This window comes from Chloroflexus aurantiacus J-10-fl (assembly GCF_000018865.1).
In the GTDB taxonomy this organism is placed as follows: Bacteria; Chloroflexota; Chloroflexia; order Chloroflexales; family Chloroflexaceae; genus Chloroflexus; species Chloroflexus aurantiacus.
In genome coordinates, this window is the sequence record NC_010175.1 from 4,119,224 (window position 1) to 4,132,353 (window position 13,130).

11 protein-coding genes are annotated in these 13,130 nt (G+C 56.8%); 6 read left to right on the forward strand and 5 right to left on the reverse strand.

Going from position 1 to position 13,130, the window contains the following annotated elements; genetic code table 11:
* Positions 1-40: 40 nt before the first annotated feature.
* The 3 genes from rpoD to CAUR_RS16150 form a co-directional block, all read right to left on the reverse strand.
* Positions 41-1,186, reverse strand: coding sequence for an RNA polymerase sigma factor RpoD (rpoD, locus tag CAUR_RS16140; protein ID WP_012258920.1), 1,146 nt, complete (start codon positions 1,184-1,186; stop codon positions 41-43).
* Positions 1,187-1,582: 396 nt separating this feature from the next.
* Positions 1,583-2,419: a 3'-5' exonuclease gene (locus CAUR_RS16145; RefSeq protein ID WP_012258921.1), complete on the reverse strand. Its 837-nt coding sequence runs from the start codon at positions 2,417-2,419 to the stop codon at positions 1,583-1,585.
* The gene (locus CAUR_RS16150) at positions 2,416-3,666 is read right to left on the reverse strand and encodes an SH3 domain-containing protein (RefSeq protein WP_012258922.1); all 1,251 of its coding nucleotides are present in this window, start codon (positions 3,664-3,666) and stop codon (positions 2,416-2,418) included. The genes CAUR_RS16145 and CAUR_RS16150 overlap by 4 nt, the downstream gene beginning before the upstream one ends.
* A gap of 342 nt (positions 3,667-4,008) precedes the next feature.
* Here CAUR_RS16150 and CAUR_RS16155 point away from each other — a divergent pair, with 342 nt between their 5' ends.
* On the forward strand, positions 4,009-5,886 hold the full coding sequence (locus tag CAUR_RS16155) for a sigma-54-dependent Fis family transcriptional regulator (RefSeq protein ID WP_012258923.1): 1,878 nt from the start codon (positions 4,009-4,011) through the stop codon (positions 5,884-5,886).
* 95 nt (positions 5,887-5,981) lie between these two features.
* Positions 5,982-7,664 (forward strand): glycoside hydrolase 5 family protein, encoded by a 1,683-nt coding sequence (locus CAUR_RS16160; protein WP_012258924.1) that lies wholly within the window; start codon positions 5,982-5,984, stop codon positions 7,662-7,664.
* Between the two features lie 661 nt (positions 7,665-8,325).
* Here the strand turns inward: CAUR_RS16160 and glgA are convergent.
* Positions 8,326-9,552 (reverse strand): glycogen synthase, encoded by a 1,227-nt coding sequence (gene glgA / locus CAUR_RS16165; RefSeq protein ID WP_012258925.1) that lies wholly within the window; start codon positions 9,550-9,552, stop codon positions 8,326-8,328.
* A gap of 115 nt (positions 9,553-9,667) precedes the next feature.
* On the opposite strand from glgA, the gene CAUR_RS16170 reads away from it, so the two are divergent.
* The 4 genes from CAUR_RS16170 to CAUR_RS16185 all read left to right on the forward strand — a co-directional run bounded on the left by CAUR_RS16170 (position 9,668) and on the right by CAUR_RS16185 (position 11,764).
* Positions 9,668-10,285 carry a LysE/ArgO family amino acid transporter gene (locus tag CAUR_RS16170; RefSeq protein WP_012258926.1) on the forward strand — a complete coding sequence of 206 codons (618 nt, stop codon included), beginning with the start codon at positions 9,668-9,670 and terminating at the stop codon, positions 10,283-10,285.
* Positions 10,285-10,935 (forward strand): thiamine diphosphokinase, encoded by a 651-nt coding sequence (locus tag CAUR_RS16175; RefSeq protein WP_012258927.1) that lies wholly within the window; start codon positions 10,285-10,287, stop codon positions 10,933-10,935. The genes CAUR_RS16170 and CAUR_RS16175 overlap by 1 nt, the downstream gene beginning before the upstream one ends.
* Positions 10,936-11,001: 66 nt before the next feature.
* Positions 11,002-11,439: an HI0074 family nucleotidyltransferase substrate-binding subunit gene (locus tag CAUR_RS16180; protein ID WP_012258928.1), complete on the forward strand. Its 438-nt coding sequence runs from the start codon at positions 11,002-11,004 to the stop codon at positions 11,437-11,439.
* Entirely contained in the window at positions 11,420-11,764 is a 345-nt protein-coding gene (locus CAUR_RS16185) for a nucleotidyltransferase family protein (RefSeq protein ID WP_012258929.1), read from the forward strand. The genes CAUR_RS16180 and CAUR_RS16185 overlap by 20 nt, the downstream gene beginning before the upstream one ends.
* An 11-nt stretch (positions 11,765-11,775) precedes the next feature.
* Here the strand turns inward: CAUR_RS16185 and tyrS are convergent, their stop codons facing one another.
* On the reverse strand, positions 11,776-12,948 hold the full coding sequence (gene tyrS / locus CAUR_RS16190; RefSeq protein WP_012258930.1) for a tyrosine--tRNA ligase: 1,173 nt from the start codon (positions 12,946-12,948) through the stop codon (positions 11,776-11,778).
* Between the last annotated feature and the right edge of the window lie 182 nt (positions 12,949-13,130).

Genomic DNA, 13,130 nt, shown 5'->3' on the forward strand with positions numbered 1-13,130 from the left:
CACGGGGGCTATTAAGGCTTACACACAAGCGATAAAGAGCTTAATCCAGATAGCCGCGGAGCTTCTTACCGAGATGGGGATGGCGGAGCTTGCGAAGGGCAACTGCTTCAATCTGGCGAATGCGCTCGCGGGTAATCCCAAACTCGATACCGACCTCTTCGAGCGTGCGGTAACGACCGTCTTTGAGACCGTAGCGCAATTGAATGATCTTCCGCTCGCGTTCGGGCAGCTTCATCAAAACCTCTTCGAGCTGCTCGCGCAGCAACGAGGCAGCAGCCGCTTCGGCGGGAGTGGAAATACGATCATCCTCAATAAAATCGCCCATCCGTCCTTCACCCTCTTGCCCGACCGGCATCTCCAGGGAAAGGGGATGCATGCTCGCCTCAAGCGTGCGCCGTACTTTACCAGCAGAGATACCCATTGCATCGGCGATCTCTTCCGGCGTTGGCTCACGCTGCATCGTCTGCTGGAGGCGATGAGACGTGCGCTTCACCTGACTAATTGCCTCACCCATATGGACGGGGAGACGGATCGTGCGGCTCTGATCGGCAATCGCACGAGTAATCGCCTGACGGATCCACCACGTTGCGTAAGTGCTAAACTTATGCCCCTTTTTGTAATCAAATTTCTCAACTGCCCGCATCAGGCCAATATTTCCCTCTTGGACGAGATCCATCATCGTCAGGCCGTAGGACGTGTACTTCTTGGCAATACTGACGACCAGGCGCAGATTAGCCTGAATGAGATGATGGCGGGCATCCTGTCCCTGCTGGACTGCCCGTTCAAGCTCGAACCGCTCGCGGGCCGAGGTGTATTCTTCGCGATCAAGGCGCTGGCGAGCAGCAGCACCTGCTTCCATTGCTTTTGCCAGTTCAACCTCTTGTTCGGCAGTCAGCAACGGTACCTGCCCGATCTCTTGCAAGTACATGCGAACCGGGTCATCAAATGCAATATCGCCCAAATCAGGCAAATCAGCAATGAGATCAGCATCTGGATCAGGTTCAAAATCGGTCGGGCCATCGAGTTCATCACTTGACTCGATTACTTTGATCCCTTCAGCTTGCAGCATCGCATAAAGCTGATCGATCTCAGCAATGTCGTGCTCTGGGTTTGGAAAAGTAGCAAGAATGTCGGCGTGGGTGATGTAGCCACGCACACGAGCTGCGGCGAGCAATTGCTCGATCATTGCCTCTGACTCCGGTGTAGCTTTGCTCAACATCGTTCAACCAGTACTCTGTTGATGGCGTCAGGCTGGCGTGACGACCATCACTAGGCCGTTGATGAGACGGCGGGCTGCTGCAATCGGTTTTTTCGTCTTCAGGAATATTGAAAGGCCACAGCGACACTACTGAAACGCCGGGCCTTACACGTCGCGTACTCCCTGTTGCTTCGGCAAAGGAATGGGGTTGAGAGAAGGCCCTCAAACCCCAAGCTGTCACCGCGATAGAGGGACGCAAACGTGGCACCCCATTAGACGTAACTAACGCTACTATAGCACTGTTGGAGTATCAGAGTCAACCCCCTCTTTGGACTGATTCTGAAAAAACATGTGATAAATGATCTTATTGTTCGTTTGAGCTGGTCACTCTGGCTGCGTGTCGGGCAAATACGCGCTAATGCGTGAGAGGAGAAAATTGCGAATATCGTTACGCAGGTAGCAGAAGGCGCGCACACTGATACCGTTAGGCTCGACAACCAGCTCAATCGGACGAATGCGGCGTTCGAGGGGGTGGGGATTGCTATTAGAAGTATACATAATACGCAGGGTAGAACCGGTAGCCAGTGCAGCAGCCAGTGGCGGCGGGGCTTCCGGTTCAGGGTCATTGGGGCGCAGACCACGCGCAAAACGGAGAACATCACCCAGGGTTATGATACCGAAGCTAATCATTTCATTGACGAAATGATCAAAGAGTGCGCGTAGGGTCAACACGTCATCCATTGCCCGATGGGTGGGTGCCGGCAGGCCGAACGTCGTGGCCAGTGCCGCCAGGCTCAGTGAACCGCGACGGATACCGAGGCGTCGGGCCAGTTCGAGGGTGTCGAGCGCCGGGCCGGTAAAGGGTGGATAACCGGCCCGACACAGTTCCATATTCAAAAAGGACTCGTCGAAGGGAAGGTTGTGGGCGATACGCACCGCATTCTGACTGAGTTGAACAACCTGTGGCGCAATGTCGGTAAATAAAGGCGCATTGTTCAGTTCTGCCGGCTGAAGACCGTTAATTTGGGCTGCCTGCGGATCGAGTTCGCGTTCGGGATTAATTAACGTATTAATCCTGCCCACCTCCTGGCCATGCTCCCAGCGGAGCATGGCCACTTCGCAGATGCGATGACCGGCCTGAATCTCAAGCCCGGTCGTCTCAACATCGAAGAAGATGAGCGGCACGTCGGTAATGGGTTGTTGTAGTTCAATGCCTGTCATTGTGTCACCGGCACCTGCGCTGCAACATCGTCGGGAATGCCTAGCAGGCTTGCCTGTACCCAACCCTCACGGTCACGAACATTGCGTACTCGATACCAGGTGCCGTCGGCGGTGCGCTCAAACAACTCGACCACCTCATTGACCTCAACCCGATCAATTTGCGCACTGGCCGGATCGGCAGCCAGGTAGAGCGGACCGCTGACAAAGACCGTCACGACATTGGCTACCGGTGTTTCGGCAGCGATCAGGTCGGTGACGGCAATGAGGGTTACGCTGACCCAACCTATTTCATCGCGAACAGTGCGTACATAATACCATTGGGCATTGGGAGTACGGGCCAGGATTTGGACCTGTTCACCGGCGTTGATCCCGCCGATCACGTTGTCAATACCCGTGTACGGCAAACTGCGCACATTCCCACCATTGGTGACGGCGACCGGTTGACCGGTAGGCAACGTTGGGGTTGGGGTTGCCGTTGGCGACGGCGGTGGAGTTGGGGTTGTCTGCGCTGCCGGAGGCTGAGTGGCCGTTGGTGATACGGTAGGTGAAGGTGCCTCTGCCACGCCACCTGTTTCCCCATAGAAGGCGGACTCGAAGTTTGCCAGCACCTCCAGCTCGGCTTCAGCGCTTACGCTACCGTCTGGTGTGCTGACGACGACGGTATAGCGTCGTCCACGCGGTGTTGGATCGCCATCAGGGAGTTTTTCGGTGCGCAAATCACCCCGGTCGCGGCGAATACGAATGGTCTGAGCAGGATCGATCCAGCTCAGTGGTTGTCCGTCGGCGCGTAGTTCAACTTGCAACTCACTGTCATCAGGCAGACCGGTACTACGCACTCGCACCCCGATGGTCAGCGGATCGGCACGGACAATGGCTGCATCTTCTATCGTAATGGTGACCGGTACCGGTGAAGGTGTGGGTGTTGGTGGTGGGCCGGCAGTCTGATCGTTATTTAAGCTCAATACCAGTATCCCAATTCCCAGACACAGCAATACCGGGATCAGCACAAAGAGGATTTTGGCTGCCAGGGAGAGATTACGCAGTCGATCTTGCCAGCTTTGTGGTTCTTCCAGCGGTACCGCCGTGTAATCAATCGGCGTTGCCGGAGGAAGTTCCAGTTCAGGTGCCGATTGCTGAGCAGAACGACGGCGACGAATCAGGATGACGACCAGCAGAATAACGATAAGTCCAAGAATGATAAGCCCGATGGCTAGTGGTGTTGGCATCTGATTGAGCGTTGTTTGCATGCGTAACCTCGAATACAATCGCTTCGAATGCCTATAATATGCGAATCCGGCAGTATCTGCAACTCGTACTAGCAGAAATAGTAGAATTTATCACAAGATCAGCACTTTCCGGCATTGGGGCAGCGTTTTATTTCGCCGGCTCGCCAAATCGTCGGTCTGTCAGACGTATCTTGCCCAAAACGATACCGGGGATCGCTCCCAGGGCAGGGCGACGCTGTGCACGCGAGAAGGTACAGTCATTCATTGTATTGTTGCTGCGTGAGCGATAGCACGCCGTCGTGGATGATGTACAGGCAAAAATGGCTATAATATTGATAGCCGAATAGTAGCACGAGGTTATCCATGGCGACACCATCCATCCCACCGATTCAGCGTTCGTGGGCACGTTGTCAGGCACGTGGGCTAGACCCGACGTGTGCACCGCAAACCGGGATGATTAATCTGAGTGGGTGGAGCCATCTGCAAGCCCTGGTTCGTTCGTCAATAGAAGATTTGTATCAACTTAGTGACCATCCCGGTTTTGTGGTGGTCATTTGTGATGATCAGGGAACGATCATCGATATGGCCGGGGATAGCGCCATTATGGCGCAGGCGCAGCAGTATGGGATTGGATATGGGATCACGCTGGCCGAGGAGTATGCCGGTACTAATGCAGTTGATCTGGCTTTGCGCGAAGCTCTGCCCTGTCAGACCGCCGGTGATGACCACTACTGTCAGTGGTTACAATCGTTTGCGCTGGCTGCGGCACCGATTTTTAGCCCTGATGGTCGGGCATTAGGTGCGCTAGCCATCCTCAGCCTGGCCGAAGAGCGGCATCCGTATGCGCTTGGAATGGTTATCGCGGCAGCGCAGGCATTTCATAGTCAATTACGTGCTGAACGGTTACTGAACGAAGCGAACGATCAGCTTACCGAACTCTACGCGACGCTTGATACGATCAACGAAGGGTTGATCTTTGTTGGCCCTAACGGGGAAATCCGGCGCTTGAGTCGGCGTGTCGCCAGCATTCTGGGTATCAATGTCCGCTCGGCTGCCGGGCGCCCGCTGACCAGTGTGATTTCACCGCCACCTGCAATTGCCGCTGCGCTCCAGCAACTCAGTACGCTCGAAGAGCAAGAGGTGATCTGGCAAACACCGACCGGAGCACAGGCGGTTATCTGTGGGGTGCGCCCGGTGTGGGATCGCAGCCGTCGCTACCTGGGCAGTGTGATCACGCTGCGACCAACTGAAAGTGTGCGTCAACTCGTCCAACAAGTGGTCGGGGCACGGGCGGCATTTACGTTTCGTGATATTGTTGGTCAGAGTGAGAGTATGCGGCAGGCAATGCGCCAGGCGCGGCTGGCGGCTGCCGGTCGGGGGGCAATTTTGTTGCGAGGTGAAGCCGGTGTCGGCAAGGAGATTTTTGCCCAGGCGATCCACAATGCCAGTAGTCGCGCCGGCGGCCCGTTCATTCGCGTCTCGTGTGCGGCAATTCCTCGCCAGTTGATTGATAGCGAGTTATTTGGGGTGGAGGGGACGGATCGTCAGCCTGGACGCCCTGGGAAGCTGGAGCTGGCCCATGGAGGCGTATTGTATCTCGAAGCTATCGATGCCCTCTCGTTCGATCAACAGACCAGTCTGCTGCGGGTGATAGAGATGGGACGGGTGATCCGTACCGGTGGAGCGCGCCCGATACCGGTTGATGTGCGGGTGATTACCACCGGTCATGGTCTTGAGCAACTGGTGGAAGAGGGTCGTTTTCGCGCCGATCTGTACGCCCGCCTGAGTGCGTTTGTGGTTGATATTCCACCGCTGCGGCAGCGTGGCGACGATATTATCCTGCTGGCTAATCATATGATCCGGCGGTTGAGTGAACAGTTCGGGCGACAAGTGGCGCTCGATCCAGATGCGTTAGCTGCGTTGCGGACGTATCCGTGGCCGGGGAATGTCCGTGAACTGGAAGTGGTGCTGGAGCAGATGGTACAGACGAACGCCAAGAGTGTGCTCACGGTGTCGGATTTGCCCCCGGCCATTGCTCGCCACACCACACCGTTACTCATCTCTGACAGCCCACGTCTGGCCGAAACCCAGGAGTTGAGTGAACGAGACGCCATCTTACGGGCCGGGCGGGCAGCGGGCGGGCGGTTAGGCCGGGCAGCCGCGTTGTTGGGGATCAGTCGGGCCACCCTCTGGCGTAAGATGACCCGTTATCGAATTTCGCGTGAGGATATGGTACCGTAGTCCGACGGGTGGTTGTGTTCGAGTTGTGCGCAACTGGTATGATGTAACAGGACTACCGTCTGGCAGCATCCCAAACGTTATTGTTGAGACCCTTTATGCGACAATTGACCGGCCCCTGTCGTCTGGTATTGCTGTGCCTGGTTGCCGGGTTGTTGTGTGCTGACGCGCTCATCCCGCATGATCGGGTTACACAACCATTTGCAATCCGCGCCCTGGCGGAGTCGCGTGCAGTTGGGATCAACAGCCATCTCACTACCCGTTACCCCGATTCGGCTACAATGCCAATTCCGGCGGCGATCCTGGCTGATCTCGGTGTGCAATGGGTGCGCGAAGATTTACACTGGCACCGGATTCAGCCCGATCCCGCCACCTGGGATTGGACATTCAGCGATGCCGCACTCTCGGCATTGCACCGGCAGCGCTTGCAGGTACTGGCTGTGTTGGGGCCGGCAGTCGGATGGGCCACGCCCGATCCTACCGATCATCCCAACCATATCTCGTTTGCTGCCCCAGACGAGGCCGCATTTGTGGCGTATGTGGCAGCGGTTGTGCAACGTTACCGGCACGTCGTGAAACACTGGCAGGTCTGGAATGAGCCGGATCAGGCGTTATTTTGGCGACCGGCTCCCGATCCTGAGCAGTATACGCGCCTGTTGACCGCAACAGCACGGACGATCCGGGCAATTGATCCAACGGCGACGATTGTGCTGGGAGGGATTAATCCGTTTGAGACCAGTTTTCTGCGGGCGATTGCAGCCTATGGGGGCTGGCATGCCTTTGATGTCATTGCCATCCATCCCTATGTCGATCCGCTGAACCCGGTAGAAGGCAACCTGATCGCTGCGGCTGATGGGGTGAGAGCTATTGCCGCGCGCTATGGCTGGAAACCGGTATGGGCAACTGAAGTTGGCTGGGCAAGTGGGGCGAGCGACCGCGATCCGCTGGCGCTGATTGATGCTGCGCAACAGGCGGCCTATTTGCCGCAGGCGTACTATGCCCTCTGGCAGGGCGGAGTCAGCCATGTTTTCTGGTACGCGCTGAAAGATGATCCGCACAACACGTATGGCTTGTTCGCGTATGGCAGCGGACGGGCCGATTTCAGTCGCGCCAAGCCGGTAGCGGCTGCCCTGCGCGATCTGGCAGCATCTATGCCCACGGTGGACGCAGCTATGCCAGTGACGACCATTCACCTGCTTGATCGGCAGGTGGCATGGCAACGTCCCGCCCAACCAAATGGATCGATCCGGCAAGCACAGGACGGCTTGCATATTGCGTATCGGTTCACCACCCGCGCCAATGATTACGTCGCCTTTGAGCTGCGGGAACCAATCGCACTGCCTGCCCATACCAGAGCATTGATGGTGCGTCTGTCTGGCGATGGCAGTGCGCATCATCTGCGTCTTTGGGTACGCGACGCCGAGGGTGAACGTTTCGCGCTGACCGTTGGGATGATTGGCCCGGAAGCGGATCAGGTTTTATCGGCGCCAATCGGGTATCGGGCGCTCCAGTATGGGTATGTTTCTGGTGAGGGCAATCGGCGTCCCGATGCACCACTGGCATTGCAGGCGATTGTGGTTGACGATCAGTATGATGGGTGGAGTGGTGTGGGAGAGTTGATCATTGGCGAGATTGCTGCATTGGTCGGTGAAGCCGGTGATGGTAGTTATTACACATTACCGGTCGGCGACACACGACCGGGCACTGCATCAGAGATGACAGTCAAGATCACGGCGGGTGCGGCAGTGTGGCTGCGGCACACCATACCGGCGACACGATGAACCGGTCAGGATATAGATGACCGAACGCTAACCAGAGATGACAGTCAAGAGCACAGTTGGTGCGGTAGCGTAGCTTCCACGCGCCACTGGCCGTGGAAAGAGTTCTGATGTGGCATCCACGTGACCAGCACGGTCAACAGCGTAACACGCACCTGGTACGAAGCACGGCTGGTGCGGCAGCCATGCTGCCGCACTCCAAACTTCGCAATACGCGCACAACGAGCGGGCAAGGTACATAATCCAGTGCGTGATGGCACCGCAGATGGTCAGCAGCCATCCCCGTTACTATACCGGCAGCCTGGGAGCAGGCTAGAGCCTATTTCAAAAAACATCTACGAGAAGGTATCTCATTCATTGCCTACCGGTTCCGTAATCGTGACAAGCACACACCATCCTCGTGTCCATCCGGATCAACGACGTGACACGCGCCATATCGTGTGTACGGCTGGTGCGGCAGCATGGCTGCCGCACTCCAAACTTCGCAACACGCGCACAACGAGCGGGCAAGGTACATAATCCAGTGCGTGATGGTACCGCAGATGATCAGCAGCCATCCCCGCTACTATACCGGCAGCCTGGGAGTAGGATACACACTCTTCTGCATCCTACCTCCTCTTTCCTAACTCCTATTTCCTATCTCCTATCTCCTACCCTTCCCCCTTCAACCCGCGAACGACTCAATCACCGCCTGATACAACTCAATCGTCTGGCGGGCAATTGCGTCCCAGCTAAATACCTGTTCGACCCGACGCCGACCAGCCTGACCGAACTGATAACGCAGGTCGGGATTGGCCAGCAGACGATTGATCGCAGCCGCCAGATCTGCCGAGAATGCGGCGGGATCGACGGGATCGAAACTGCCCGGCTTAAGATTGGGATCGACCAGCAACCCCGTCTCTTCAGGAATGACAACCTCTTTGATACCACCGACCGCCGAAGCCACCACAGCCGTCTCACAGGCCATCGCCTCAAGATTGATAATGCCGAACGGCTCGTACACACTCGGACAACAGAAGACGGCGGCGTGCGAGTAGAATTGAATCACATCCTGGCGGGGAAGCATCTCGCGAATCCAGATCACACCGGGACGGTGGGCGCTCACGGCGGCGACCCGTTCCTCCATCTCGATCCCGATCTCTTTCGTATCAGGAGCGCCGGCGCAGAGCACGATTTGCGCTGTCGGGTCGATGTGCGGGATGGCATTCACCAGATGGATAATCCCTTTCTGGCGCGTAATCCGTCCGACGAAGAGCACGAAGGGGCGGGTTGGATCAACGCCGTACCGTTCAAGGGCATCGGTTGCGCTGGTTTTCCGGTACTCGTTGAGATCGATCCCGTTGTAGATGACGTGGACACGCTCTGGATTGATATTAAACAGGCGCAGAATATCGGCGCGGGTCTCTTTGGAAACGGCGATCACGGCATGGGCCTGCTCAATCGCCGTGCGTTCGATCCACGAGCTAAGATGGTAGGCGTTGCCCAGTTGTTCAACCTTCCAGGGGCGTAATGGTTCGAGCGAGTGGATGGTTAATACGTAGGGAATCCCCCATAGCTTGCTGGCGAACAGACCCGCCAGGTCGGTGTACCAGGTATGACAATGAACCACGCTGGCGTCGAGCGTATCTTTTGCCATCGCCAGCGAGCGGGCAACTGCGTCGACCGCACCGGCAAAGCGGGGATCGGTATTCTGGCGTGCCTCTTCCCAGCGGGGATAGCCGCGCACCTTCAGGTTGGCTGTGTCAACGTGTTGGTCGCCAAAGCAACGAACTTCAACCGGTACCATCCGGCTAAGCGCCTGGCTCAGATACTCGACGTGGACACCGGCTCCGCCATAAATATACGGTGGGTACTCATTCGTAAAGAGGGCCACACGGCGCAGTTCAGGCATAGCAAGCCTCTTCTCTCATGGTATGATGAACTCGTTTCTTCAGTATACATGGTTTTGCGCCAACAAGAACAGCCTGGATCGCATATCATGTCATGCACCGGAGAGGATATCTGCAATGCTTGAGTTATTCGTTCGCGGTCTTTTGTTTGGGCTGGCGATTGCGGCACCGGTCGGGCCGATTGGCTTGCTCTGTATCAGGCGCACGATAACCGACGGGCGATTAACCGGTTTCATCAGCGGGTTAGGCGCTGCCACGGCGGATGCGCTCTACGGCAGTATTGCCGCGCTGGGTTTACAGGCGATGAGCCTGATCCTGCTTGGGCTAAGTTCCCTGCTTCAGCTTGCAGGTGGTATCGCCTTGATCTGGATCGGCCTGACAATCATGCTTGCCCGACCTGACCCGGTTATTGCCCAACCGACCATCACCCGGCGAGGCTTGCTTGGCGCATATCTCTCAACCTTCTTTCTTACACTGACCAACCCGGCGACCATCTTGATCTTCACCGTTATCTTTGCCGGTTTGGGCCTGGGTACTGCCGGTAACTGGCTCAACGGGATGACGCTGGTTGCCGGGGTTGCCTTCGGCTCGGCGCTCTGGTGGACGTTGTTGAGCAGTGGGGTTGCGCTGGTACGCGGGCGGGTGACCGTGCCGGTGTTGCGGGTGATCAATCTGGTGTCAGGGTTGGTGATTATCGGGTTTGGGGTAGCCGCCTTGTTGAGTAGAGGCCTGTGATGACGTACACAGTGATTGTAGCAAATGCACCGGCGATTGATCTCACGCCGTACCAGCGGTTGCTGACGCTTGCCGACCGGCTGATTGCCGCAGATGGCGGCGGTACTGCCCTGTTTGCCGGCGGCTACACGCCGCACGTGATCATTGGTGATCTCGACTCAATTGCTGCGGAAGCGCTGACTGCGTATCAGGCACAAGGGGTCGCGATTGAACGGCATCGCCCCGACAAAGACGAGACCGATCTCGAACTGGCGTTGCTGGCCGCAGCCGCTATGGGTGCGACCCGGATCGACGTGATCGGGGCACTGGGTGGACGTTGGGATCAATCGCTGGCGAACGTCATGTTGTTGGGGATGCCGGAGCTGCGTGGCCGCCGGGTTCGTCTGCTCGACGTTCCGCAACAAATTTGGCTGGTGGATCGTGAGAGTATCATCCCCGGCCTCGTAGGTGATACCGTCTCGTTGCTGCCGTTTGGCGGCGATGCCCACGGTATCACGACCGCAGGACTGGCCTATCCGCTTACGAATGGAACGCTTTACCATGACCGGGCACGTGGCGTGAGCAATGTTATCAATAACCTGCCGGCGCGCGTTTCGGTTGGGCAGGGCATGCTGCTAGTGGTACTGACGACGCAGGCTGAGCCAGTGTAGGGAGTTGGTCTGCGCCGGTGTGCCACAGGCGACGAATAGCCTTGCGTTTTCGAGAGGAATATCGCAATGCTTCTCGACCTATCCTCACTGGTTCGCGTGATTCAAGCCCTCGATGCTGCGCTGCGTATCGTGAATGATCGGTCGTGGTTCGATGCGCAGAGCGCGGAGGTTCAGCAGACCATCATGGCCGGTGTCGTGCAAAACTTCGAGTTCGTGTACGAATTGTGTATCAAGATGATACGGCGGCGGCTTGAACTGGATGCTGCTTTTCCAGAAGAGGTTGATGTCAGTAATTTTCGTAACTTCATCCGTACAGCGGCCGAAAAGGGTCTCATCACCGATGTCGAAGCCTGGTTTCGCTATCGCTTGTTGCGTAATATGACTTCTCACACATACGACAGTGCGAAAGCGTTGATGGTATGTCAACATGCAGGTGAACTACTTGCCGAAGCGCAAGTAGTATTGAAAGCTCTGGATAGACGGAATGAACAGACAAACGATTGAGGTTCAACCGGAGCATCTGGCTATCGTATGCGCGATTCTGCGTAAACACGTTCCCCACTACGATGTCCGGGCCTTCGGTTCACGGGTGCAAGGTCGGGCCAGACGGTACTCCGATCTTGATCTGGTCATTATGACCGATGAACCGCTTGCGCTTGACGTGCTGGCGGGCCTGGCCGAAGATTTCACCGATTCCGATTTACCCTGGAAGGTTGATATTGTAGATTGGGCCACAACTGATGCGGGGTTTCGGGCTATCATCGCACGCGACAGCGTGCTGATACAGCGTGGCATACAGCAATGCCAGGAAGCAAAAGGGGCAGGATAAACAACCTGCCCCTACACAACGCGCACAAACTTACGGCGACCAACCTGTACCACGACATTAGCACCGGGCGACAGGGTTAGGGCGTAGTCCTCAACCCGTTCACCGTCAACCCGCACGCCACCACCGTCAATCAGGCGGCGCGCCTCACTCTTGCTAGGGGCGAGACCGCTGGCGACCAACACCTCAACTATCCCGCTCGGTGCTGTGAGGGTAAACGTTGGAATATCCTCTGGAATCTCGCGCTCAACGAATTGACGAACGAAGGCAGCTTCGGCGGCAGCGGCAGCAGCCGGGTCGTGGAACTGCGCCACAATCTCACGCGCCAGCCGCATTTTCAGATCGCGTGGATTGACCTGCCCGGCGGCCATTGCCAGCTTCATCTCGTCTATCTCTGCCAGCGGCACATCGGTCAGCACTTCAAAATAGAGAGGTAATACCTCGTCGCTCATTGACATAATGCGACCATACATTTCCGATGGCGGCATCCGAATATCAACCGTGTTATTAAACGTCTTCGACATCTTACGGCCATCGGTGCCGGGAATGAGCGGCACGAGGAACACCTGTTGCGGGGTCATACCCAGTTGCGCCATCAATTCACGACCGGCGAGGATATTGAATTTCTGGTCGGTACCACCGAATTCTACATCGGCCTTGATCGCCACCGAGTCATACGCCTGAAGCATTGGATACATCAATTCGAGGATGGTCAGTGGCGCACCGGTTTCATACCGCTTACGGAACGTTTCGTGGGCCAGCATTTGGGCCAGGGTGAAGCGACCGGCCAGATCGAGGGCATGCTCCAGCGTGAATTGCCCAAACCATTCACTCTGCCAGCGCACCTCGGTGCGTTGGCGATCAACCACGCGGAAAAACTGCTCCATGTAGGTCTCGGCGTTGGCCCGTACTTCAGCAGCCGACAGGCGGGTACGGGTTTCGTCGCGACCGCTCGGATCGCCGATTTGTGCCGTCCAATCACCAACAATCAACACCACCTGGTGCCCCAATTCCTGGAAAGCACGCAATTTGCGCAGACCAACGGCATGGCCGATGTGCATATCGGGCTTGGTGGGATCAAAGCCCTGTTTTAGCCTCAGCGGCGTTCCACTTTGCAAGCGAGCGCGTAGTTCGCTCTCGACGATCACTTCGGCAACGCCGCGCCGTAGTAGTTCGGACAGATCCATCCCAGACGCTCCCAGCGCTTTATGAAGACTGCAAACGTAGTTTATGCTAACAGGGAGCGGGGTGTGTGTCAAGCGGAAAACGCGAGCGGATGTTGGGAGTATTCGGACACCTCACAGGAAGGTGTAGCCATGCAGTCATGGTTGTCAATTTATTGTCATACTGCCGATAGACTACATCGCTA